Annotated in this window: 21 protein-coding genes; 13 read left to right on the top strand and 8 right to left on the bottom strand. The window is 48.3% G+C overall.

Annotated features, from left to right (window positions below; genetic code table 11):
* Positions 1–3: 3 nt before the first annotated feature.
* Positions 4–414 carry an organic hydroperoxide resistance protein gene (locus tag EJV45_RS03030; RefSeq protein ID WP_129714167.1) on the bottom strand — a complete coding sequence of 137 codons (411 nt, stop codon included), beginning with the start codon at positions 412–414 and terminating at the stop codon, positions 4–6.
* A 51-nt stretch (positions 415–465) separates the two neighbouring features.
* Complete coding sequence (locus tag EJV45_RS03025; RefSeq protein WP_129714166.1) at positions 466–2,652, bottom strand: FUSC family membrane protein; 2,187 nt, start codon at positions 2,650–2,652, stop codon at positions 466–468.
* Positions 2,653–3,330: 678 nt separating this feature from the next.
* Between EJV45_RS03025 and EJV45_RS03020 the strand changes: the two genes are divergently transcribed.
* From EJV45_RS03020 to EJV45_RS03010, 3 genes are read left to right on the top strand one after another with little or no spacing between them, the layout of a single operon-like run.
* Positions 3,331–4,689: a PhoH family protein gene (locus EJV45_RS03020; protein WP_129714165.1), complete on the top strand. Its 1,359-nt coding sequence runs from the start codon at positions 3,331–3,333 to the stop codon at positions 4,687–4,689.
* Positions 4,690–4,718: 29 nt separating this feature from the next.
* Positions 4,719–5,180, top strand: coding sequence for a DUF4268 domain-containing protein (locus tag EJV45_RS03015; protein WP_129714164.1), 462 nt, complete (start codon positions 4,719–4,721; stop codon positions 5,178–5,180).
* A 5-nt stretch (positions 5,181–5,185) separates the two neighbouring features.
* Entirely contained in the window at positions 5,186–5,554 is a 369-nt protein-coding gene (locus EJV45_RS03010; protein WP_240755176.1) for a DUF2784 domain-containing protein, read from the top strand.
* Between the two features lie 35 nt (positions 5,555–5,589).
* Here the strand turns inward: EJV45_RS03010 and EJV45_RS03005 are convergent, their stop codons facing one another.
* The 4 genes from EJV45_RS03005 to EJV45_RS02990 all read right to left on the bottom strand — a co-directional run bounded on the left by EJV45_RS03005 (position 5,590) and on the right by EJV45_RS02990 (position 10,247).
* Positions 5,590–6,846, bottom strand: coding sequence for a TCR/Tet family MFS transporter (locus EJV45_RS03005; RefSeq protein WP_129714163.1), 1,257 nt, complete (start codon positions 6,844–6,846; stop codon positions 5,590–5,592).
* 284 nt (positions 6,847–7,130) lie between these two features.
* Positions 7,131–7,328 carry a hypothetical protein gene (locus tag EJV45_RS03000; RefSeq protein WP_370291139.1) on the bottom strand — a complete coding sequence of 66 codons (198 nt, stop codon included), beginning with the start codon at positions 7,326–7,328 and terminating at the stop codon, positions 7,131–7,133.
* Between the two features lie 59 nt (positions 7,329–7,387).
* Complete coding sequence (locus EJV45_RS02995) at positions 7,388–8,080, bottom strand: DUF3291 domain-containing protein (protein WP_129714161.1); 693 nt, start codon at positions 8,078–8,080, stop codon at positions 7,388–7,390.
* A 4-nt stretch (positions 8,081–8,084) separates the two neighbouring features.
* Positions 8,085–10,247: a S46 family peptidase gene (locus tag EJV45_RS02990; protein ID WP_129714160.1), complete on the bottom strand. Its 2,163-nt coding sequence runs from the start codon at positions 10,245–10,247 to the stop codon at positions 8,085–8,087.
* Positions 10,248–10,407: 160 nt separating this feature from the next.
* Between EJV45_RS02990 and EJV45_RS02985 the strand changes: the two genes are divergently transcribed.
* The 8 genes from EJV45_RS02985 to EJV45_RS02950 all read left to right on the top strand — a co-directional run bounded on the left by EJV45_RS02985 (position 10,408) and on the right by EJV45_RS02950 (position 16,369).
* A complete protein-coding gene (locus EJV45_RS02985; RefSeq protein WP_129714159.1) occupies positions 10,408–10,890 on the top strand; it encodes a GAF domain-containing protein in 483 nt (160 codons plus the stop codon).
* Positions 10,880–11,497, top strand: coding sequence for a DNA-3-methyladenine glycosylase (locus EJV45_RS02980; RefSeq protein WP_129714158.1), 618 nt, complete (start codon positions 10,880–10,882; stop codon positions 11,495–11,497). The genes EJV45_RS02985 and EJV45_RS02980 overlap by 11 nt, the downstream gene beginning before the upstream one ends.
* Positions 11,498–11,570: 73 nt before the next feature.
* Entirely contained in the window at positions 11,571–12,062 is a 492-nt protein-coding gene (locus tag EJV45_RS02975) for a pyridoxamine 5'-phosphate oxidase family protein (protein WP_129714157.1), read from the top strand.
* Between the two features lie 78 nt (positions 12,063–12,140).
* On the top strand, positions 12,141–12,830 hold the full coding sequence (locus tag EJV45_RS02970) for a phytanoyl-CoA dioxygenase family protein (protein ID WP_129714156.1): 690 nt from the start codon (positions 12,141–12,143) through the stop codon (positions 12,828–12,830).
* A gap of 7 nt (positions 12,831–12,837) precedes the next feature.
* Positions 12,838–13,215 (top strand): VOC family protein, encoded by a 378-nt coding sequence (locus EJV45_RS02965; RefSeq protein WP_129714155.1) that lies wholly within the window; start codon positions 12,838–12,840, stop codon positions 13,213–13,215.
* Positions 13,216–13,272: 57 nt separating this feature from the next.
* Complete coding sequence (kynU, locus tag EJV45_RS02960; RefSeq protein WP_129714154.1) at positions 13,273–14,565, top strand: kynureninase; 1,293 nt, start codon at positions 13,273–13,275, stop codon at positions 14,563–14,565.
* Positions 14,566–14,607: 42 nt separating this feature from the next.
* Positions 14,608–15,474 carry a bestrophin family protein gene (locus EJV45_RS02955; RefSeq protein WP_129714153.1) on the top strand — a complete coding sequence of 289 codons (867 nt, stop codon included), beginning with the start codon at positions 14,608–14,610 and terminating at the stop codon, positions 15,472–15,474.
* On the top strand, positions 15,467–16,369 hold the full coding sequence (locus tag EJV45_RS02950; protein ID WP_129714152.1) for a histone deacetylase: 903 nt from the start codon (positions 15,467–15,469) through the stop codon (positions 16,367–16,369). The genes EJV45_RS02955 and EJV45_RS02950 overlap by 8 nt, the downstream gene beginning before the upstream one ends.
* Here EJV45_RS02950 and xerD read toward each other — a convergent pair whose 3' ends face one another.
* Positions 16,370–17,269, bottom strand: coding sequence for a site-specific tyrosine recombinase XerD (gene xerD, locus EJV45_RS02945; protein WP_129714151.1), 900 nt, complete (start codon positions 17,267–17,269; stop codon positions 16,370–16,372).
* A gap of 42 nt (positions 17,270–17,311) precedes the next feature.
* Here xerD and aroQ point away from each other — a divergent pair, with 42 nt between their 5' ends.
* Positions 17,312–17,731: a type II 3-dehydroquinate dehydratase gene (aroQ, locus tag EJV45_RS02940; RefSeq protein WP_129714150.1), complete on the top strand. Its 420-nt coding sequence runs from the start codon at positions 17,312–17,314 to the stop codon at positions 17,729–17,731.
* 303 nt (positions 17,732–18,034) lie between these two features.
* Here the strand turns inward: aroQ and EJV45_RS02935 are convergent, their stop codons facing one another.
* Positions 18,035–22,000 (bottom strand): hybrid sensor histidine kinase/response regulator transcription factor, encoded by a 3,966-nt coding sequence (locus EJV45_RS02935; protein ID WP_240755175.1) that lies wholly within the window; start codon positions 21,998–22,000, stop codon positions 18,035–18,037.
* A gap of 214 nt (positions 22,001–22,214) precedes the next feature.
* Here EJV45_RS02935 and EJV45_RS02930 point away from each other — a divergent pair, with 214 nt between their 5' ends.
* Positions 22,215–25,259 carry a TonB-dependent receptor gene (locus EJV45_RS02930; RefSeq protein ID WP_129714149.1) on the top strand — a complete coding sequence of 1,015 codons (3,045 nt, stop codon included), beginning with the start codon at positions 22,215–22,217 and terminating at the stop codon, positions 25,257–25,259.
* Positions 25,260–25,269 lie beyond the last annotated feature (10 nt).

Below are 25,269 nucleotides of genomic sequence, written 5' to 3'. Positions count from 1 at the left end.
TTATCAGACGGCGGTTACGCGTGTTTCCACATTTCCACGTGTGGCTTTTGAGTAAGGGCAGGCACGGTGGGCCTTATCCGCAAGTTTTTGAGCTTCCTCAATGGTTATTCCCGGTATATGAACATCCAGATCCGCTGACAAGACGAAAGCATTTCCGTCTTTATTAAACGAGATGTTCGCAGTCACAGTTGCTTCAGTTACGTCTACGCCTTCACGTTCGGCAACCGATCCGAGTGCCCCAAGATAACAGGCGCCCCATGCTGCGCCGAACAATTGTTCAGGATTTGACGCGCCTCCCTGACCGCCAAGTTCTTTTGGCTTTTTTAGGTCAAAATCAATAATTCCATCGTTAGATTTAACATGCCCGTCGCGGCCGCCTGTAGCTGTAACAACAGCTGTATATAATTTTTCCATTTCTTCCAAAGGTTATCGTTGTACTTAAACAACCAGCCAACACTTTGGTTTTCAGATGTTGATCTTTTCAGTTAGCCGGTAAATGTCGTAAGCGATCTTCTGGATGCGGTCAAACTGTTCAGCGATGAACAATTCCTCTGAATCACCCGCATCGGCAGGTGCATCTTTCTGTTTGATCAGTGGTACGTTTGCACGTGTATCGCTGGCTTTTGACAGGATATCCATCCCGTTTTCGAGCAGGTAAAGTGTATTGCTGTAAACGGGGCGAATGTCATCCGGGTGGTCATGGCTGAAATCATGCTCCTTATTGTAAAGTGAAAGCGTGGCGATATGGGAAGACAGGAGATGATTAAGCGCTGTAAACTGATGTACTTCTTTAATATAGAGTTGCTTACTCTTTGGCTCCGAGAACATGCGCTGAAACAAACTTGCAAGGTTGGCGGTGCTTACATAGACTTGTTTACGGGCAAGCTTGTAACTGGTACGGTCATAACTGCGGTCAAAATAAAGCCTGGCGACCTGCTTAAAATAGTTCATGTTGGCTTCCAGAATTTCAAGCATTGCTTCCTTTAGCTTTTCCGATTCCCAGTTCGGAAACAACGAATAACTGGCTAAAAAGGCGATGGCCGATCCAATCAGCGTGTCATATATGCGTTCCTTCGCAATATCCATGGTTCCCATGCCGAGAAAATCAAACAGGATCAGGATGTATGGCGTCATAAACAGCACACTTACCACATAGTTCTTCCGCTGAAAGCTGTAACTGCCGATCATGCAGATCAGCAGGATGACGAAAAGCGTTCGCTGGTCGTTGAAATAGTAGAGTACAACGGTGCCCACAATCCCGCCAATCACTGTGCCGATAATTCTTTCAATATTGCGCTGTTTGGTCAGGCTGAAACCAGGCTTGGAAATGACCAGGATTGTAAGCAGGATCCAGTAACTGTGCGAAGAGTTTAGTGATTTCGCTACCACAAAACCTATCAGCATGACAACAGCCACCCTGAGCGAATGCCTGAAAACGGAAGATTTAAGCGTCAGGTTATCAAAAAACAGCTTTTTGTCAATCGACTGCCTGGTAATAAATTTTTCCGTATCAATTTCCTCACGTTTTTGATCACGGCTGTTTCTGGTCTTAAAATAACCGATAATGGTTTTAACACGGCCAAGTATATTTTCCAGGTTGACCTCAATATTCTTGAGCGCCAGAATTCCATTTGTACTTATTTTTTGCGCGGCTGCATTTCTTTCCAGATTGGCGATTTCTTCCTTTAAAGCGTTGATGTCTTTAGCCAGCTGCCGTGGAGGAGCGGGGCGCCCACCGCTTTTCAGTGCAAAAGCCACATCATCAAGAGACTGCGCAATTTTGTTGATGATCCGTTCGTAAGTATGCAAAATACCGATCGAATCAAATTGTTCATGAAGCGAGCGATAGTTATAATAGGTAGACATGACCTGTTCAAACAGATCGACCATATCTACAAAAACGAGCAGGAGAAACCTGCTCTCTGGATTGGAATCGCGAACAATTTCCCTGGTCTTAAACATGATCTCCCTGACGGCCTCCTGCTTTTCATGCACGGAGACCTGAAGTTTCAGCAATTCAGCATACTGCGCATCGTAGTCGACGTTCTGGTGATAAAAGCGAGCCTTTGCGCGAAGGAAATCGCTCACCTCAAGTATTGAGTCGCTGAGAAACTGCTGCAATACACGGTAAGGACGTAAACGGTAAAACACGTAACTGAGTCCCGAGTACCATAATGCTCCGATCAGGATCAGCACGGCATGTAAAAGGACTTCCTGCCACGGCCTGATGTCGTCAATGCTCAGCACCATGACCAGCAGCGTAGCCGTGCCGATTGCCGCGGCCCTGGTTCCGTACAGGTTGAACATGGACAGGGCAAAACTGCTTACGACAAGCAGAATTCCGATAAAATAAGTATTCCGGTTCGTTAAGCCGGTTAAAATAGAAAATATGAAGATCAGCGCGGTGGTAATAAGCATGGCATTGCGCCGGTGAACGGCGGGGCCGGGCGTATCGACAACACTAGCACAAAGCGCCCCCAGAGAGAGTGTCATGCCATAATTAAAATGACCAAATTGTGCCAGGATCAAGGGCGGCAGCAGGACGCCTGTTGTGATACGCAGCCCGTCTGCAAAATAGGTGCTCAGCAAAAAATCCTGTATGTTTCTGACCGGTTCGCGAAGCTGCATGTATCGACTTTCGTGTTGTGGCATAAAGATAGTCTTTTAGCGTTAATTGACCTTTGAAGCGACAAACAACTTTTGAAGCCTGGTAGTTTTTCAGGAAGGATGTTAACAAGCTATGAAGTTCTGAATGTTAATAACGACATCGTTCAAATAACAAAAGTTGCTGTATACAAGTCAAGTCAACGATTTCATTTCAATTGATGTGTTAACAAAAAGACTTTATCAGGTTGATAACGTGTTAAAAAAATAAGGCAGTCAAAATTTGCATCTTCGAAAAAAAGTTCTGAAATTAGATAGTATCAAACACGTAGTACTTTGATTGTCTGAATGAAAACCAAAAGATACCTTGATCGACAGATCAGTATCGGAATTTCAAAAACCAAATTGGGACAACGGAAACGAAAGTTACCGCACAAGCCCGTAAGTCGCCGAGAGGCAGACAACAATGGACAGACGCCGACGGAGTGAGGAATGTTCTATGGAACAGTAATCAGGAAGACGGGTTGGAACCGGAAGGCAGCTCAGCGCTGACCGGAAGGAGAAACAAAGTGAAGACCGGTTTGATGCCTTGCTTGATTTTACGAAAGAAAGCAAGGTCGAACGGAGAAAAGATTCGCAAGAAGACGTTCTCCGTTTTTTTTTTGCTACCACTAATTAATTCGGTCATCCATTTTATTAAAGCGCATGAAATGCTAATTTTAGCGCATGGCCGAAAAGAAAACCGGGAACCGCCCGGACAATCAGCGCAAAATATTCGTATTGGACACCTCGGTGATACTCTATGATCATAACGCCATAAATAGTTTTATGGAGCACGACGTTGCCGTACCGGTTCAGGTCCTTGAAGAGCTTGACAATTTCAAAAATGGCAATGAGACGCGAAATTTTGAGGCAAGAAGTTTTTTCCGGCTGATTGACCGGTTATCAGGTCAACACCTGATCAGCGAGTGGATACCTTTGAGCGGCAGCGGCAGCGGTCAGTTCAAGATCGCCCTCGATGAACAGCCGGAAGGTCCTGATGCCGCCAGGATCTTCGGAAACGCAAAGGCAGACCACCGCATTCTAAATTCTGCGCTGGTTCTGAAGGAACGGTATCCGGCACAACGCGTGGTACTCGTATCTAAGGATATCGGGTTGCGTTTGAAGGCAAAATCACTCGAATTGCAGGCAGAAGATTATGAAACCGGAAAGGTAAAGAACGTCGAGGAATTATATACCGGACGCACAATCTGCAAAAACTTTCCTTTGCAGTTATTTGAAGCTGTCAGGGCCGGAGCTGCCGGGGGCGATGCTGTCAGGGCCGCTCTACCCGTTAATGATGCCAATCACTTTTATACGCTCAGAGCCGGCCGCAAAGGTATGAACGCATATTTCAGTCAGGCCTCCGGGACGCTCATACCGGTTCATAACCGCAATGCATTCAACATCACACCGAGAAATCCCGAACAAGCATTCGCGATGCATGCCCTGCTTGACCCGGCGCTGAAACTCGTCACCATCCAGGGCAACGCAGGTACCGGAAAAACGCTGCTGGCATTGGCCTGCGCTCTGGAGCAACGCAAAGATTTCAGACAGATTTATGTAACCCGGCCGATCGTCCCACTGAGCAACAAAGACATTGGTTACCTGCCCGGCGACGTAAAATCTAAGATCGATCCGTATATGGCGCCTATCTGGGACAACCTTCGTTTTATCAGGGAGCAGTTTACCGGCGACGACAAGACGGCACAAAAGATCGATGAGCTGGTCAGTACAGATAAGATCACCATATCGCCGCTGGCTTTTATACGCGGACGCACGCTGACAAAAATATTTTTTATCATTGATGAAGCCCAAAACCTGACACCCCATGAAGTAAAGACGATTATTTCCAGGGCGGGGGAAGGCACAAAAATCATATTCACCGGCGATATTTACCAGATTGATACACCATATCTTGACACGGCCAGCAATGGCCTGAGTTACCTGATCGACAACGCCAGGAACCATCCGCTATACGCACACATCACGCTGCAAAAAGGCGAGCGGAGCGAACTGGCGAACCTGGCTACCGAATTGCTTTAATGCTTCACGCCATCGCATAATTTCTGCACATGTATTCAAAAGACGAAGCAAAACGCATCAGACAGGCATTCTGGACAGCCCTGGGACAGTATATGGGGCTGCATGCATCTGCCGAAGGTCAAAAAGTAAACTGGATCAATTATAAGACCGGCCTCAAACATCTTTATTTCAGGATGGAAGCAGGTAGTCGGGAAGCTACGATCTCGATCGAAATAGCTCATCCCGACGAAGGAATCAGAGCGCTCATGTTTGAACAATTCCTTTCATTCCGGTCGCTGCTTCACGGAATGCTGGGCGAAGAGTGGAATTGGATACAGGAACATACTGATGAATACGGTAAGACGACAGCACGGATCAGTCAGACTATAAGCGGGGTAAGTGTTTTTAACCAGGCAGACTGGCCGCAGTTGATCTCGTTTTTCAAACCGCGCATGCTCACGCTGGACGAGTTCTGGACGGATGCGCAATATAGTTTTGACTTATTCAAATAGACTCAATGATGTATTTGTTTCTGGATATCCTGCTTACCTCTGTACATCTGGTCATTATACTTTTTAACCTGTTCGGCTGGCTCTGGCGTCGAACCCAACGACTTCATCTCGTTGTTGCCGGTCTCACCGCAGCGTCCTGGCTTCTTTTGGGCATCTGGTTCGGGTTGGGCTATTGTCCCGTTACCGACTGGCAGTGGCAGGTAAAAGAAAAACTTGGCGAACGTAATTTGCCGGCCTCCTTTATACAGTATTGGCTGAACACCGTATGGGGCTTTGATCTTCCGACTCCGCTGATCGACGCCTGTACGGCGGGCGGTTTTGCTGTGGCAGTGATCTGCAGTGTTTGGGTAAACAGAAGAAGGACCGTCGCATAACATGGACAATCCAGTGCTGACTACTCCCCGTTTTGCTAATGCTCAGTTACCGGTACTACCGGGATTGCAGCATTTTTCAAATTGTGATATTTACGCAGCGAACGGAGACAAATCAACAAGCCGGCAAGCGTCAGCACGGCACTTAGATAAAACGGTGCACCAGGCAAATAGGCGGGTGCACGTTTGTCAATAAAAAAGGAGAACAACTGTGTCATGATCAGCGGGCCGATCATAGCCGTAAGACTCATCAGCCCTGACATAATACCCTGGAGTTCACCCTGTGCATTGTCAGGGATAACATTTGAAATAATTCCCTGTACCGCCGGCCCGGAGATACCCGCCAGCGCATAAGGCACCAGGAAAGCAAACATCATCCAGCCAGATGTTGCCAGGCCGAAGCCGATAAAACCGGTTATGTATAGAAACAGTCCGATGAAAACGGCCCGCTTTGCACCCAGTTTGGGCATGATGATCCGTATCAGCCATCCTTGGATGACTGCCATGGCCACACCGACAAAACCGAGTGAGTACCCGACCATTGTTTCACTCCATTGAAAACGGTGCATGGTGTAATAGGTCCAGACTGATTGAACAGAATGCCCGGCGATGTATAGCAGCACCATAGACCCCAGAAGTCCGGCAATTGAAGGATAACGACCCATGTGTCGCAGCGAGCCCACCGGGTTTGCACGCTTCCAATCAAATCTGCGCCGCTTCTCGACGGGGAGTGATTCCGGTAAAATAAAATAGCCATACAGGCAATTCAGCAGCGACAACCCGGCAGCAAAAAGGAAAGGGGCCTGAACACCAAACTTGCTGAGTAAACCGCCGACAACCGGCCCTATAATAAAACCCAGTCCAAACGCTGCCCCAACAAGACCAAAGTTCTGGGCTTTTGTTTCGGGTGTACTTACATCAGCGATATAAGCCTGCGCGGTACTGAAACTTGCGCCGGTAATGCCGGCAGTGATACGACCAACAAAAAGCCAGAAAACAGTAGGAGAAAAGGCCAGGAAGAGGTAGTCAAGTCCGAGTCCAAGCAGTGAAGCAAGCAGGACCGGCCGTCTGCCAAACCTGTCGCTTAAGCCGCCCAGGATTGGCGCACTTATAAACAGCATGGCTGAATAGGCAATCGTTAACCAGCCGCCATAATCGGCAGCACGGGCAATGCCCCCGCCGGTCAGGCGCTCAATGAGTGTAGGTACCACTGGGATAATGATGCCGACTCCTGTAAAGTCGATCAGCATAGTGATAAATATGAACGTGATCGCAGCGTTACTCTTTGATTTCATTCGAGCAGGGATTAGAATCAAAGATATTAATTGACAAACTATCTGACCGTATTTTTATTGACAAATAATGATGATCACATCCAAAAAAATGGAATATATCAAGACAAAATGTAATTTTGCTAGACATGATAATATTTTGATATTCAATTTAATATATAACAAATATAATCTGCTACTTTACGTGATACAGATCGAAGTTTAGTCTGGGTATCCCTGCCGCCGAATTAAATTCTGTATTTAAGTAAATGCGATTGATTATCAGATATTTATACTATTTATGTAATCTAATACTGCTGACGCTGGTAAGCATCTTTGAAATCGCTGCGCATCAATGCAAACCTACTTACTACGGTGGCAATAAAAGCTTCATCAATGATCTGAAAGACCTCATCAACACCCCCGCCGGTCAGGTCAAGTTCGGCAAGCTTGTAAATTTGTTCAAGTGTTCCCTGTTCAAACTTCACAATGTATTTTTGATTCATTGAGAAGATTGTAATCTTACAATCGGGATGTGGTAGCTCGGCAATGACGCGCATATCTGTTATTGATTTGAATAGGTTGTTCCGTTTAACGATCCTTCGATCGCGATAATTTTGAAGCGGGCAAAAAGCTCTTCGGTATACCAGCCATCTTCGCGGGTACGCTTGATGACCGCAGCATGATCAACATGGCGGTAGGCGTAATCTTTCATAAGCGCTGCGTTCTCCCAAATCGAGAAAGTAGCCTGTCTGAAAAAGGGGTTTTCGCCGAGGCCGGCTGCCAGTACAAACCCCGGGGACTCGCGCATGGCTGCAGAAGCCTTTTTTATATCGGCTCGGAACGCTTTCATTTTGTTGCCGCGAATCGTTGCACGGGTGAGTACGCCGACCTGGCCGTTATATGAACCCGTCTGCTTTTTGTAAATGAAGGGCTGTCGGCCGTCCCAAAGGCCATGCGCACTGATCGGTTCAAGAACAACGTTAAGCTGCTCTGCCCCGAAAAAACGGAACCAGGCTGAGACAAACGATCGCGTGGCGAACCGGGTTAACTGTTGATCATTTTCAAAGCAAACCAGCAGTCCCCAGTGCCGGTAATCCGCCGGGACATCTGGCTGGGCCTGGCCACCTGCACCCAGAAGCTTGTAAAAGCTGATTTTTCGGTTCAGCCATAGCGGAAGATGCAGCAGCGCCATTCCGACAAAGGCGAAAGGAATAAATACCGTTTTGAAACGCGTTACCGTTAACAATACCCGCATGCGTTTAAATCCTTATGCCCATTTCGCGAAGCAGAAAATCTGCCTGATCGATCTTTTGCGCCACCCAAAGCACATAACGGATATCTACACCGATTGACCGGCTGTATTTTTCATTCCAGGCATAATCGTTTATGGTCGCGCCATACGCACGGTCAAAATTTACACCGATCAGTTCGCCGTCTGCGTTCATAATAGGCGATCCGGAATTGCCGCCTGTGGTGTCCATATTATACAGGAACGCTACAGGTACGTCGTTCAGGTCTTTTTTTGCAAATGCACCAAAATCCTTCGCTTGCCAGCGCGCTTTGATTTGCGGCGGATAGACAAAATCAGGATTACCTGAAGCGCCTTTTTCGAATATTCCGGCTATCGTGGTGTATGGTTTCATGTAGGTGGCATCTGCCGGACTATATCCGCGAACATAGCCGTACGTCAGGCGAAGCGTACTGTTGGCATCAGGAATAAAAGAGCGCTTCATGAACTGCTCTTTCACGTTGACGTAATCGCCCATTAACTTGTTCAGCAGCCCATCACGACGGTCTTTTTCCGGTTTCAGGCGGGCAATAAGCTGGTCTGTCTCCCGCGCAAAATCAAGGAGCGGATCTTTTAGCGCAAGCAGCCGGTCAGGACTTTTCAGGACATCTTCCAACACAGCACCTCGTTCCGCTAATTTGCTTTCCGTAATCAGTTTCCCCGCCAACTGATCTGCACCCTGGCCGGTCTTTGCGCCCATTAAACGATCGACTGGCGCAATACGCTGATTTTGAGGAAGGGCGGACGCATCAGCCAGCATACGTCCAAATATGCGCCGGTCGGCTTCCGCATCGAAAGAGGAGTAAATGTTGTCCAGTTCTTTTTTTAATGCCGGCAGCCTGTCATTAAACCAATTCTGCCGGCTGCCACCTGTCTGCATGGCAAGCTCTGTTTTAAAACCATTTATGGTCGTAGCGACTTTAAGCAGGCTTGTGGAATTATAGATCTGACCCAGCCACATATCGCGGCCGGCATCGCTGTAGATAAGCTTGTAGAGGGTGTTGATGTCGGTCATCAATGTTCCGTAACGAGACTTCAGTGCCGGGTTTTTCTCAATAAATGCGGCGAGATCTGCATCCTCTTTGCGCTTGTCATTTATCAGACCTATGCCCTGCAGGCCCTGGAGTTTTCCGCGGTAGTTTTTCATCACGTTCGCGTTCCGTTTGATGCGCGTGGCCAGGCGCAAGGCAGTAGCAGCGTCCTTTTTGCCGGCAGCCTCCATCGCCTTGTTTTCAAATTCGTAAAGATCTGCTGTATAAGGCAAGAGGTAGTTCTGCTGATAACTAATGAAATCTGCCGGTCTGTGACGGAAGGTGCGTCCGGGATAACCGAGAATAAAAACAAAATCCTCCTCATTCGTTCCCGCAGGATTCACCTTAAGAAATTTCTTTGGCCTGTAAGGCACATTGTCTTTTGAGTAAGCAGCAGGTTTGCCGTCTTTACCTACATAAGCGCGCATAAAAGAAAAGTCACCTGTATGACGCGGCCACACCCAATTGTCGGTTTCGCCGCCAAATTCTCCTATACTTCTTGTAGGCACATAGACCAGGCGCACATCCCGGATGATCCGGTATCTAAAAAGCACGTAGGTTTTCCCGATAAACATTTCCGAAACCTCAGCTTTAATTCCTGGATCGCGCTTTTCTGCTTCTATAGCCAGGTGCTTCATTGCATTGTTAATGACCGCCAGGCGTGATGCAGGATCGCTGATTTGTGACGCTGCTCCAAGGACCTGATCAGATACATCTTCATAACTTTCTGTAATTCGGCAGGTTAGGCCTTTAGCCTCAATTTCATATTCATGTCCTCTGGCAACAAATCCTTTGTTCAGGTAGTCGTGTTCCGGGGTACTTGCCTGTTGCACGGCTGCGAAGGCACAATGATGATTTGTGATAATCAATCCCTGCGCAGATACGAAGGATCCCGTACAGCCACCCACATTCACCAGTGCATCAACAAGACTGCTTTTGCCGGTCGTACTGTAAATGTCTTCCTGACTGATGCGTAGACCGGCCTTTTTGAGGTCGACTCTGTTTAATTCACTAAGCGGGTACATGCCCTCTTCAGGTGGCAGCCCGGATGAGAAGAAACCCAGACATAAGAGTGAAGTGGCCAGTAAGCTTTTTATATTCATGTTAGTGGATGTTAAGCGATAATGCGGTAAATCTAGGCAATTTTATGCGCTGCCGGTACCTGTGTTGAGAAGTTAGCCTAGTGTTGAACACTTGTCACGATTCCTACAGCCCGCACAAATTCGACGGTTAATAGTTAATTTTGTTGAAATACTATATCAAATGGCAGAAGATCTCATTATTAAACATCATATCGATAAGTCTGAACAGTATGAATCGCTGCTCCCTCAGATCGCCGCATTGGTCGAAGGCGAAGTCGATCGTACGGCCAACCTGGCGAACGCCTGTGCTGCGCTAAAAGAACAGTTTAACTGGCTTTGGGTAGGCTTCTATCTTGTTAAAGATGCGCAACTGGTGCTCGGACCGTTTCAGGGACCTGTGGCCTGCACCCGCATAGCAAAAGGCAAAGGTGTCTGCGGGAGCGCCTGGGCGGAAAAGAAAACACTGATCGTGCCCGATGTTGAAGCCTTTCCCGGCCATATTGCCTGCAGTTCAATGTCAAGATCAGAAATCGTTGTTCCGATGTTTTCAAACGGAGAAGTGGTCGGCGTCCTCGATGCTGATAGTGCGGATCTGTCGGCCTTCGATGAAGTTGATGCTAAATATCTTGAGCAGCTCATTACATTTATACTGAATGACAAATAAGCACAAATTACCACTCAGTTATTACCTAAACAATAAAGTGACTGAACTAGCCGTAAGTCTTTTAGGTAAAGTGCTTTACACAAACATCGGTGGAGAAGTTACAGCAGGGATCATTGTCGAAACCGAGGCCTATAACGGTGTAACTGATAAAGCGTCGCATGCGTTTGGCGGGCGCCGGACGAACAGAACAGAAGTGATGTACAGACAAGGAGGTCATTCTTATGTCTACCTCTGTTACGGAATGCACTGTCTCTTTAATGTGGTCAGCTCGGTTGAGGGGGAGCCACATGCTGTTCTGGTACGTGGCATCGAACCGCTCGAGGGGCTTGATATTATGCTCCGAAGAAGAAAGGCTTCGGTACTGAAGCCGGGCCTTACCGCCGGGCCCGGCTCGGCAGCCAAGTCCCTTGGCATAGACCGGAACCTGAATGCCCTTGATCTGACAGGCGAAGAGATCTGGATCGAGGATCATGGTATCAGGCATGCACCTGAAGATATTGTTGCGGGCCCCCGCATCGGGGTCGACTATGCAGGCGAAGATGCCTTATTACCCTGGCGTTTTTATGTCCGGGGAAACCCGTATGTGAGTAGACCAAACAAGGGATAAAGTATTTCCGGAAACCTTTCAGCGGGGTCATTGTTTGCATGGTAGGACCATAGGTCTGTTTAAACTAAAATCCATGAAAAACGAGAAAAACATAGCCATTCTTAAAGAGAAAGCAGAATCAGTACGCATCTGCATGTTTACCACACTTTCAAAAGATGCTGACGAATTATCGGGACGCCCTATGGCTACAGCAAAAATTGAGGAAGATGGAAGTATCTGGTTCTTTACCAATGAATACTCGCTAAAATCAGCGGAAATTTCCAGAGAAAATGAAGTGCTGCTGGCCTATAGCAACCCCGCTGACAACACGTACTTAGCGGTAAACGGCAAGGCTGAGCTGGTAGACGACCAAGCGCGTAAAGAAGCGTACTTTAATCCATTTGTAAAAGCGTGGTTCCCCGACGGTTTAGAAGATCCACGTCTTACACTTATCAAAGTTACACCAACCGTTGCCGAATACTGGGACAGCAGTTCATCTAAGATGGTTGTTTTATTCAACATGCTGAAAGCCGTTGTGACAGGTACCACTCCGGACATGGGCGAACACGATAAAATCAAATTTTAGCAATTGCCTGAACTGATTGGTATCTTCGGAAATGGAAATTCCGGAGAATGCTCTCGAATCTTTTGCTGAGCAGGGCTTTTGTTTCTTAAACGATATTTATACAAGCACGGAGCTCGATTAATTTGCAAACGCATTGATGCGCTTAAAGATAATGGCGAAGACTTTCGGAAGAGTTCGGAAGTTTTTGCCATTCGTCGTTTTTTAATCCAGGCTCCTGAGCTTGCCAAAGACTTATTTAATCCGAAGGTATTATCGCTGATCAGATCCCTGTCACCGTACGCGGCTGTGGTGAGGTCAGTCTATTTCGATAAGCCTGCCGCTTCAAACTGGTTCGTGGCACCACATCAGGATCTCATTGTTCAGGTTAGTGACCGTATCGTTTCTCCCAATTACACAAATTGGACTTTCAAACACGGGCGGTATGCGGTCCAGCCGCCGGTTAAGATTCTGGAAAATATGTTCACATTACGGCTTCATCTCGATGCCGCAGATGAAAGGAACGGTGCCCTGCAGGTCTTACCCGGTTCGCACCTTAAGGGAATTGTTCGTCGTGATCAGCTTGGCAACCAGGCAGCGTATGTAAATTGTTATGCAGCGGCTGGTACGCTAATGCTGATGAAACCACTTTTAATGCATCGTTCATCAAAAAGCAAACATCACGGCAGGCGGCGGATTATACACATCGAACTATCGGGAGATGAACTTCCTGATGGCCTGAGGTGGTCGGAACGTATGGCGGTATTTGATTCAAACCTTTCACTTCAATAAATTTATTATGGCATTAAACATTCCGCAGGGGCACAGCAGGGTAAATCCTTACTTGATCCTGCAAAACGCAGAAAGATTTTTCCATTTTGTACAAACGGTTTTCGGTGCAACAGAAAATTCGCGGGTACTGAGAGAAGATCAGCAATCAGTTATGCATGGCGAATTGCAGATGGGTGACACGGTCATCATGTATGCAGGTGCAACTGATGAGTGGCCCGCCCAGCCGGCCGGCTTTTTTATTTATGCTGAGGATGCTGACCTGACTTACAAGACGGCGCTTGAAGCCGGTGCACAAAGCTTAATGGAGCCTTCCGATCAGTCTTACGGGCGCAGCGGCGGGGTAAGGGATCCCTTCGGCAATACCTGGTGGATTACCACACCGTAGCGTCAAAAAACACCCGGTGCTTCAATGAGCGCAATCTTTTTGTTATAATTGACACCTATGGATTTTGAGAATACGCTTGCCTTTGCGCAGTTGCTGGATGAAGCCGACGTCCTGAAAGACTTCAGAAATGAATTTCTGTTTCCCACGCAAGAAGGGAAACCGGTGCGGTATTTCTGCGGCAATTCCCTCGGACTTCAGCCCGTGTCGGCCCGTGCTGCACTTGAATCGCAATTGGATAACTGGCAGCAGCATGCGGTAGAAGGCTGGTTTGACGGCCATCAGCCCTGGATGTTTTATCACAAAGAATTAAAACGCCTGATGGCGCCTGTCGTTGGCGCCCTGCCTGCTGAGGTTTGCCCGATGAATACGCTCACGGTTAACCTGCATCTGTTACTTGTCAGCTTTTACCGGCCAGACCTGAAGCGTTTCAAGATTATCATGGAGGCAGGCGCCTTTCCGTCGGACCAGTATGCATTGGAAAGTCAGGTTCGCTTTCATGGACTGGACCCCGCAGACTGTATCATTGAAGTATCACCGCGGCCGGGCGAATACCTGCTCCGCACTGAAGACATTCTGGATGCAATTAATTACCATCGTAATGAGCTCGCGCTTGTGCTCTTTGGCGGAATCAATTACTACAGCGGGCAGCTTTATGATATGAAACAGATCACACAGGCCGGTCATTCGGTGGGTGCACTCGTTGGTTTTGATCTTGCACATGCCGCGGGCAATGTCCCCCTGTCTCTGCATGACTGGGGGGCGGACTTTGCCTGCTGGTGTTCTTATAAATACCAGAATGCTGGTCCCGGCGGCATCAGCGGTATTTTTGTACACGAAAAACACTTCAGTAATCGTGATCTGAAACGTTTTGCAGGCTGGTGGGGCTACCAGGAAAACACGCGTTTCCTTATGCAGAAAGGATTCGTCCCCGAGGCCGGCGCAGACGGCTGGCAGGTTAGCTGTACGCAGGTCATGCCAATGAGTCTCTACCACGCGTCGCTGCTGCAGTTCGAGCGGGCCGGGTTTATGCCCGCCTTGCGGGAAAAAAGCCTGAAACTAACCGCCTACCTCTACTGGATCATTAACGAGGTAAACCGGAGCCATGGCTCGGTCTTATTTGAGATCATTACTCCTCAGGCTCCCGAATGGCGGGGTGCGCAGCTTTCAATTATTGCAAAAGCACGAGGTAAGGAGGTTTTTGACGGACTTGTTGAGCGACAAATTTTAGGCGACTGGCGCGAACCAAATGTAATCCGTCTGAGCCCTGTTCCGCTTTACAATTCGTTTGAAGATGTGTTCATTCTGGGTCAGGCATTCACCGAGAACAGCGGCAAACTATTTGTTTCATAATTTCGTTATGACATCACCTGTAGGTTTACCGAACAAGACTTTATGATCAATTATAACCCCAAAGACTGGATCAGCTTTATTTTCAGAATCCACCGTGCGGATACTTTTTACAAACTCTGGCCGCTTATGATCAGCGTCGCTGCGCTATCGGGCGGCATTGCGTTTCTGGAATTGAATTTTCTTAAATTGTCTGAGAGCGATCATGTAAAAAATGTAAGCATGATGCATAACCTGCTTGGCTTTGTTATCTCAATGCTGCTCGTGTTCCGAACCAATTCATCATATGATCGCTGGTGGGAGGGGCGCAAACTGCTCGGCGGGCTGACAAACGTTAGCCGGAACTTCGCGATGAAGATCAGGGCATTGAAGCTTGACACGAAGGATAATGAGTTTTTCGAGTATGCGATCCCAAAATACGCCTTTGCGCTCAAGGAGCATCTTCGGGAAAAAAAGTATTTCGGCAAAAACAGCATCCTGATTGAGGTAGAGGAGTCAAAACATATCCCCAACCAGATTGCCGGCAGAATGATCAGCAAAATTTACGAGTTGGTGGCTGCGGGAAAAATTCCGCAGGAGCAGCTGATCAGCCTGAATGCGGACCTCAATGCTTTTACAGATATCTGCGGCGGTTGCGAACGGATCAAAAACACACCGATCCCATTCTCCTACAGCGTCTTTATTAAAAAATTTATTTTTGTATACGTCATCACGCTGCCAATAGGCTGGGTTTTCAGCCTGGGTTATTGGGTCATTCCGATTGTTCCGTTTATTCTTTATGTGCTCGCCAGCCTTGAGTTGATTGCTGAGGAAATTGAAGATCCCTTTGGTTATGATGCCAATGACCTGCCGGTTGATACGATCTGTAACAATATAGAACGTCATGTGGGTGAGATTTTAGGACATGCTTAAGATTGCCTACGATCCGATTTATGCTCATCCGCTGCCGGAAGGGCATCGCTTCCCGATGCTCAAATACGAGCTGATACCCGGGCAGCTGATGCATGAAGGCACAATCAGCCCGGAAAACCTGTTTGGTCCGGAACCCTTGCCAGAAGAATATGTACTGCTTACGCATGATGCCGGTTACTGGTCATCATTAAAAGCACTCACACTGGCTGCTGCTTCACAAAGACGAATCGGCTTTCCGCTTACAGCGGAGCTGGTAGAGCGTGAGATACGCATAGCACAGGGGACCCTCGATGCCTGCAGGTATAGCTTTGATCATGGGATCGCATTTAACGTAGCCGGCGGCACACATCATGCCGGCACCAGCTGGGGGGAAGGCTTCTGCCTGCTGAACGATCAGGCCATGGCAGCAAACGTATTGCTAAAAACCGGTGAAGCCAAAAACATTCTGGTCATTGATCTTGATGTTCATCAGGGAAACGGAACGGCGCAGATCTTTGAAAATGAACCACGCGTTTTTACTTTTTCTGTTCATGGAGAGAAAAATTTCCCATTCAAAAAAGAGCGCTCTGATCTGGACATTCCCCTGGCCGACGGGACAGATGATGACACCTATCTCGGCTTGCTGCACCACCATTTGCCACGGCTTTTTGAGCGTGTAAAACCCGACTTTGTATTTTATGTAGCGGGGGTCGATGTGCTTGCTACAGATAAACTTGGCAAATTTGCGCTTAGCCGCGGCGGCTGCAAGGAAAGAGACAGGCTTGTACTGGAGGCATGCAAAAACCGTGGTATTCCTTTGCAGGTAAGCATGGGCGGCGGTTATTCAGAAGACATCAGGCATATTGTGGAAGCGCATTGCAATACTTTCCGGCTCGCGCACGAAATTTTTGGCTGATCAGCTCCGCGGATGGTATTGAGTAATCACTTCGCGCAGATAGTTTCTGTCCAGATGGGTATAGATCTCTGTGGTTGTAATGCTGGCGTGGCCGAGCATTTCCTGGACCGCGCGAAGATCGGCGCCGCCTTCAACAAGATGTGTGGCAAAAGAATGCCTGAACGTGTGCGGGCTGATCGTCTTCCTGATGCCTGCCTTTAGAGCGGCAGCCTTTACCAGGTTGAATACAGAAATACGCGACAGACGTTTGCCGAAGCGGTTAAGGAAAACATAGTCCTCATGACCTTTTTGCACCGCCAGATGAACGCGAACTTCACGCAGGTATATATCGAGCAGTTTTGACGCAACACTTCCCATAGGAACGAGCCTTTCCTTGTTGCCCTTACCGGTCACCTTTAGAAAACCGATCTCTGTGTGCAACCCCGAACGTTTCAGTTCGGTGAGCTCAGAAACCCGGAGCCCGGAGCCGTATAACACCTCAAGCATGACTTTATTGCGCATTCCTTCCGGGCGGGAAGCATCTATCGTTGCAATCATAGAATTGATCTCTTCCAGACCAAGCGTGTCCGGTAACTTTCGCGCCAGGCGCGGTCCCTCGAGCAGGCTTGCCGGATCATTTTCAATGGCGTTCTCAAGCAGGAGGTAGTGGAAGAAAGATTTAAGACCCGAAATGATACGTGCCTGGCTGCTGGCTTCCATCCCCATCTCATACAACATAACAAGCAGGCCTTGGAGGTCGTCCAGTTTTATTTCGGCTGCCGCCGGATCTTTCCCTTCCAGCGCCAGGTAAGACAGTAGCTTTTGTACGTCTTTCAGGTAAGCAGCGATGGAATTGGCGCTTAGTCCGCGCTCCAGTTGCAGGTAAGATCTGAAGCCGTTGATATAGTATTCCAGCTGCACAAAGATTTTTTAGTGAGTGATTTTAAAGTTATGTTTGGAGGCATGAAGATACAAATAATTAACGGACCGAACCTGAACCTGCTGGGTGTCCGCGAACCTTCGGTATACGGAAATATGGATTTCGAAACCTATATTGCACAGCTAAAAGAAATATTCCCTGACGTGCAGATTGATTATTATCAAAGCAATATTGAAGGCGAGCTGATCAATAAACTTCATGAAACAGGATTTACCTACGATGGTATTGTGCTGAACGGCGCAGGCTTTACGCATACCTCTGTAGCCATAGGTGATGCGATTGCGGCTATCAAAACACCTGTCGTTGAAGTTCATATCTCAAACATTTATGCCCGTGAGGAATACCGGCACATGTCGCTCACGGGGAAACATTGCAAGGGTGTACTGACCGGTTTCGGCCTGGATGGTTACCGGATGGCAATTGATTGCCTGATCAGAAGTTAGCCGCCCGTAACAAAACTGATAGGGTTTTGTGATTGGTCGCTTAAACGTTAATTTTACGATGAGCACGTTAATTTAGATATGGCGGTTGTGGCTTTGGCCTCAGCCGCTTCTTTTTTGGAACTGGCAGGGGGGCGGGGGCAGCGTGGCGATGGAGCATAAATCCAACCTGGACGTTCCCACCCGTTCCGAAGCGCCGAAACATGCCCGGCAGCAGACACAATCAATCACCTTTCAGTATACCGGGCCGTTGTAATGTTCCACGCTGTGCCTGTGGTCCGGCATTCACGGTCCGGCATTTGCCGGCTACATCACCCTCGTCTTCCGCGACTGCACATAATCCTTCGGACTTAGTCCGAATTGTTTCTGGAAACTCCGGGTAAACTGAGATTGTGAGCTGAACCCGGTTATGGCCGCAATGCGATAGATCTTGAAATCGGTTTCGAGCAAGAGCTCGGCACCCTTTTTCAGCCGTGTCAGGTTCATGAGTTCATGCGGCGTCATTCCTGCCACGGCTTTGATCTTGCGGTACAAGGTCGGACGGCTCATATTCATGTGGCCGGCCAGCTGATCGATATCAAACATGCTGTCTGCCAGGTAACGTTGAATAATATGGTCTAATCTATCCAAAAAGTCCTTATCTGCCCTGTTACTCGCTACGCTCGGCAACAAGGCAGCCGGCGAGCTGGCAAAATGCCTGCGGATATTTTCACGGCCGGTAAGCAGGGTAACGATTTGCTTTTGCAGGTGTTCGGGCGAAAAGGGCTTTTCAATATAGGCGTCGGCGCCAGACTCCAGACCTTCTATACGCGAGCGCATGTCGTTCCTTGCAGTAAGCAAAACAACAGGTATGTGGGTAAAGGCCGTATCCTGTTTTACCTGTGCACACAAAGTGAATCCGTTCATGCCTGGCATCATGACGTCACTTACAATTAATGAGATGTCTTCACTGTTTAAAGCAGACATCGCTTCTTCACCGGTAGCTGCGGTAAACAACTGATACGAAGGGCTCAGAAGGCGGATCAGGAACTTGCGGATATCTTCCTGGTCTTCAACCACGAGTATTTTTATTCGTTCGTCACCCTGGCAATCATCAATCGCAAAACCCGGTTCAGGAACGGCCAGCCCGGGTGCCGCAAACTCAAATTCATCAGTATGGTGATGCGGCAACCGGAGCACAAATACGTTCATGCCCGCTTCATCTGCCTCGGCTGCCAGGATTCCTTCGTGTAACTGCGTGAGCGCAGCGGCCAGCGGCAGGCCAATGCCCGTTCCCGATTCCTTCTCTGATATCCGGTAAAAAGGCTCGAAAATTCGCTTACGAAGTTGAACCGGGATCAGATCTCCGTCGTTTGTGATCCGGATCTCAAAATGCTGTGACGATGTTGTCAGCGACACGTTCACCTGAAGATCAGCATACTTAAATGCATTTTGGAGCAGGTTGCTCAAAATCTTATTTAATGCTTCAGGATCCGCGTAGGCCTCAAACGGGGAAGCAGGAAGGTCAAGACTGAATGAGAAACCTTTTCTTACCGCTTCCGACTCAAATTGCCGGCAGTTTTCCCTCAGCAAGGCTGCAATATCCACCCGTACAAAGCTCAGACTGAATCCGCGCTGCTCGGCTTTACGGAAGTCAAGTAACTGGTTTGTCAATGACAACAGCCGGTCCGTGTTTTTTTCAACCGACTCTAAGTTCGCGCGCACGTTACCAGACGGACCTGCCTGCCGCATGACCTCCTCGAGTGGTCCTTTGATGAGGGTAAGCGGGGTACGGATCTCATGCGTCAGGTATGTAAAGAATTCAATCTTAGCCCGATAAACCTCTTTTTCCTTTTCTGCCTCAAGCAGGTCATATTTTCTTCGGTTCTGTTCGTCTATCTTTCTATGATAGTTACGCAGCAGGAAATAAAACAGGCAGGCGCCCGCCAGAAAATAACAGAGATAAGCCCAGCTGCTTAGCCAGAAAGGCGGTAAAACTTCAATCTCAAGTTTCGTAACCGGGCTGTTCAGGGAACCACCGCCCGTCGCTGCCCGGACAAGGAACGTGTACCTGCCCGGCGCCAGCTTTGTAAAGTAAACTTTTCGATTGCCCTTCAGATAGGTCCATTTTTTTTCCAGGCCCTCCATTTTGTAACGATAGCCGGTCATTTCAGGCGCTGTGAAACTAAGTGCCGCAAAATCAATGCTGAAGGTCGATTCCAAGTGCCGGAGTTTGATTTTCCTGGTAAAATTGATTGACTGCGAAAGCGGTGATCCTTTTTCCTTAATCGGTACTTCGTCGTTATAAATTTGAAAGCCTGTGAGATAGACGGGCGCCGCGTAGGCGTTTTGTCTGAAGGCGTTAGGATTGAAGCGCACAAGGCCATTAACGCTGCCAAAATACATTCTACCTTGTTTGTCTGTGTATCCCGAATTGTAATTAAACTGGTCACTTAACAAGCCGTTGGCCTTACTGTAGTTTGTTATTTTTTTACTTTGCAGCCCATATGAACTGAGGCCACCGGCTGTCGTGATCCACAGGTTTCCCTTTTTATCTTCAGCTATCTTATAAAAAACGTTGCTCGGAAAACCGCTGTTTTTATCCAATATGTCAAAATCGCCTGTTTTTTGCCTGTACCGGCATAGTCCATGTTCGGTGGCTATCCAGAGATCGCCATGACTGTCTATAAAAAGACCGTTGATGGAATTATTGCTCAGACTGTGCCGGCCGCTTCCGGAGGTGAAGGAAGTTGTTTTGCGCGACTTTTTGTTATATGAAAGCAGTCCGTTGCGCAGCGACCCGGCCCAGAGATTACCGCTGCTGTCTTCGGCGAATGCACAGTAGTGGTACCAGGCAGGAAAATATTGCAGCCGGTCAAAGTTGTTCTGCATCCTGTTGTATGCGTAAACGCCCATTGAGGTGCCGATCAGGATGCGTCCCTCGCTGGTCCCGTAGATCGACTCAACGAAATTGCTTTTGAGATCGTTCGGGCCGCTTCCTGCAGCATAGTGCCTGATCACCCTGCCCGTGCCAACATCCATCACATCCAATCCACGCTCAAAGGTTCCGATCCATAGTTCATTACCGTGTGTCAGCAGTCCGTGGATGTTATAGTGTGCAATTCCGGAACTACCCGTTGGACGGAAGTTAACAAAACTTTCAGAAGCCGGATCAAACCGGTTAAGACCGCCGTCTTCTGTACCCACCCAGATTTTGCCATTGCGATCGCTGGTAATCTCGCGCACAGCGTTCCCATGCAGCGCACCAGGTGCTCCTGTATCAAAAAACTTTTCAAAAGGTGCGTAGGGGACAGCGCAATAGTTCAACCCGCCGAAATACGTGCCACACCAGATTCCGCCTTCCCGGTCTTTGCACAGTGTATACAGTGCATTGTCTGAAAGTGCGTAGGGATCCGGACGGTGTTTTACCAGCTGTTCATAGGCGCCGGTTGTCAGGTTGTAGATCAGCAGTCCGGATTCTGTAGCGATCCAGTATTCATCACCACCGCGGTGTATGAAGTCGCGGGCATAAATTTCGGTTCCATCCTGATTGTAGGTAATCGCATCCCGGTAACTGCCGCTCCGGATATCAAATAGCTTTACACCCTGGTTGGATGTCCCGATGAGGAAGGAGTTCCGTCCGGTATCGTAGATCTTATCGACCCAATTTGAAATCACCGGCTTCGAGTTTCTGAATACGTTATGAGGCCGGAAGGTATCACGCCTGGCGTCGTATTGCTGGAGAAAGCCGTCGGTTGTGGAAACCCAGATCTCACCGTTTTTTCGAACGCAAATGGAAGTGGCATTAAAATATCTCCCCGGAGGGTAAGTTCTGACGATCCGGGTAACAGGATTATAACAAGTGAGGTTATCGCCAGCAATATACCAGAGGTTTCCCGCGAGGTCTGATTCGATATCACGAATATCATCGTTCCTGGAAGGCGCAAAGAGAGCGAATGTTTCTGTCAATGCATTGTAGCTGTAAAGGCCGCGGAGCGTGCCTACCCATAAAATGCCCTGCTGGTCTACGTGCAGGCTGTGAATAAAATTACTGCCCAGACTGGAAGGATTACCGCGTTCATTGCGGAATACCTTGAATGTGTAGCCGTCAAACTTATTCAGCCCGTCTTTGGTACCAAACCACATAAAGCCGCGACCGTCCTGTACGCTGCAAAGCACCGAATTATAAGACAGTCCGTTTTCTACCAGGTAGTGTCTGAAACTCGGCGGTTGTGCCTGAAGACCGAGCCCCCCCAGCATGATCAGGAATAAGATGAGCGATAGTTTTTTCACAGGTTATATTTGGTTGATAGCGAATTTATCCTTTTGCAGCCAGATATCCGAGTACTATTGATAAATCGCCTTCTGGGCGCCTGAATAGCTAATTTTGACACGCCGGGACAAATTTTTGATCGGAAAGATCAAAAAATAATGATTCATTTTGGGAGATACGGACGGCCGGTCTTCACCAGCAACCAGGAAGCCGTCCTGAAAAACCTAACCAGATATGAGCAAAACTTTACCATTTCAGCGGCGCTTCTGGCGCCCCGGAAAACGGTTGTTCCCCGGCGGAAAGACCGTTCTCACCCTTTTAATTCTGTGGCTCGGAATCTCAGCGGCAGTACATGCGCAGAACCAGAGAGTCACGGGTACAGTGGCCGATGCAAAAGGCGAAGCTGTTCCCGGCGTCACCGTGAAAATCAAAAACACGAACCGCGTTACAACCACAGACGGCAGCGGCAGGTTCAGTATCGATGTACCAGACCTTCAGGTTACGCTTGTTTTCAGCAGCATCGGTTATGCAGAGCAGGAACAGGCCCTTGGCGGCAGGACATCCATCACCCTAACCTTACAGAGTGACGAGCAGGCCCTTGAGGAGGTTGTTGTTGTAGGCTATGGAACGCAGCTGAAGAAGGATTTGACAGGGGCAGTTTCGGTTGTCAGGGCGCAGGATGTAAAAAAACGCCAGTCTACAACTGTTTCCGAATCCCTTCAGGGACTTGCGTCGGGCATAAAAGTTCGGGGTGGCGGTCAGCCTGGTTCTGAAGCACAGATCCAGATCAGGGGATTAAAAAACCTGTCAGGAACGAACCCTTTGTATGTAATTGACGGGCTTGTTACCAACGCAGGCCGTGACTTTAACCCGGCCGATATTGAATCAATCCAGATCCTGAAAGACGCCTCTGCAGCCGCAATTTACGGCTCGCGTGCGGCGAACGGGGTCATCATTATTACAACCCGGAAAGGGAAAGAAGGTCCGCTGCAGGTAGAATTCAGCGGTAAAAGCAGTATCCAGACTATTCCAAGGTATGATCTCGCCGGCACCGAAGAATTTTCCAGGATCAATTTCATGGCTTATGACAATGCCGGCGCCAACAGGCAAAATCTTGATCTGACCGTCAATACCGACTGGCAGGACGTGGCCTTCAGAACCGGAAATGTTCAGGATCATAACATCACTTTTTCAGGTGGATCGAACACGGGCAACTATCTGGTGTCTGCAGGTTATTTTGGCAACAAAGGCGCGGTGATCAGTACCGGCTTTGACCGCCTGAGCTTCCGCGTTAACACCCAGGGAAAAAAAGGAATTTTCACAATTGGTCAGAACCTGGCTATCACAAACGCCAAAGCGGATGAAATGTCAGGCAACCCGATCATCGACGTCATCCGGATGCTGCCGACAATTCCGGTTTATAATGCGGCAAATCCGGGTGGTTATGGCTACGGAGACGAGCAGCGTGCCCGTACGTTCGGCACGAATCCGCTGGCTATTGCAGATCTTGAAGACCGCTCCCTGGAAAACCTTCGCCTTCGCGGAAACATCTTCGGCGAACTTCAGATCTTAAAATCGTTGAAATACCGCCTCAATCTTGGGTACGAAACCAGCAGAGACCATTATAAATATTTAAAGAAAGACGGTTTCTGGACGCTAAACCAGGCATTTGATCCGGCTATTGCCAATGAAAACCGGGCAGAGTCTGCGACCAAGCTAATCGAAAACACCCTGACCTTTACTGAGAACTTTGGTAAACATAGCATCAATGTGATCGCGGGGCAGTCTTACCAGCAGGACAGTTACGCACAGATATGGGGAACGAAACGAAACCTGCTTCCGAATCCGAGCGGTGGTTACTATGATGTGCTGGATCAAGGTAACGAAGGTTTGACCGGTGGTTTCCGCAACCGCACAGACATCATTTCTTACTTCGGCCGGGCAGAATACAATTATGCCGATAAGTATTTGATCAATGGCGTATTCCGTCGTGACGGCGTTTCGAGATTCGGACCGGAGTACAAGTTTGGTAATTTCCCATCGGTGTCTGCTGCATGGCGGATCAGTAACGAGGAATTTTTTAAAGTAAAATGGCTCAATGACCTGAAATTACGAGCAAGTTATGGTACGCTTGGCAGCAGTAACATCGGGCCATACGACTACATCCCGCTTATCAATACATTTTCTACCATCGTGCTGGGACCAGGGCAAAACGTTCAGCCTGGCGCAACACAGGTGAAACTGGCTAACAGCGACCTGCGCTGGGAAGAACTGGTACAGCAGAATTACGGGTTCGATGCTGCTTTTCTTGACAGCAAACTTACCGTCAGCGCTGAATATTTTATTGCAAAAACCAAAGACGTGCTACTCGAATATCCGTTGCTGATTTCGACCGGAAACGACGGTGGAAATCCACGCGTGAACGGTGTGACGCTTGGAAACCGCGGATTCGAAGTAACTGCAGGTTATGCAAACAATGATAATCCCCTTAAATACAATGTCACGGCAAACTTTACGACCCTGCGCAATAAGGTGCTTGACCTGGGCTACAATAAAAATAAAACATATGTTGGCAATACGGTGACTGAAGTTGGTCAGCCAATCGGTATGTGGTATGTGCTGCAGACAGACGGGCTTTTTCAAAACCAGGCAGAAGTCGATAACTATCGAAACGCCCAGGGAACGGTCATCCAGCCTGGCGCCAAACCAGGCGACATCCGCTTCAGAGACAACAACGGCGATGGACAGATTACAAATTCTGACAAGGTTGTTGTAGGAAGCCCCTGGCCGAAATACGAGCTGGGCCTGAACTTTGGTTTATCTTATAAGAACTTTGAATTTTCGATGGACTGGTTCGGCTCTTTTGGCTCGACGGTATTTAATGGCCCGCGCAGCGTTATTGAGCGGTTTGACGACAACTCAAACTATCCGGCCGGCATACAACCCTGGACACCGCAAAATCCCAACACCACAACACCACGCGCATACTACGCATCGACCCTCAATTCTAGGGGCGATACTGACCGCTGGCTGGAGAACGGAAGCTTTGCCAGGATGAAATATGTTGCAATTTCATACAATCTTCCTGCTGATTTTGTAAAGCGGGCTGGTTTCAGCCGGGCGCAGATTTCAGTTTCGGGCCAGAATCTGATCACCATTACCAAATACACAGGTTTAGATCCTGAATTCAGCAACGGAAGCATTTTCGAGAAAGGTTACGATTTTGGTGCCTTCCCGAATCTTCGCACCGTTTCAGTTGGCCTACAGTTTGGATTTTAACACAGAACAA

The organism is Pedobacter sp. SYP-B3415 (assembly GCF_004138205.1).
In the GTDB taxonomy this organism is placed as follows: domain Bacteria; phylum Bacteroidota; class Bacteroidia; order Sphingobacteriales; family Sphingobacteriaceae; genus Pedobacter.
This window is presented reverse-complemented; position numbering and strand designations above follow the sequence as displayed.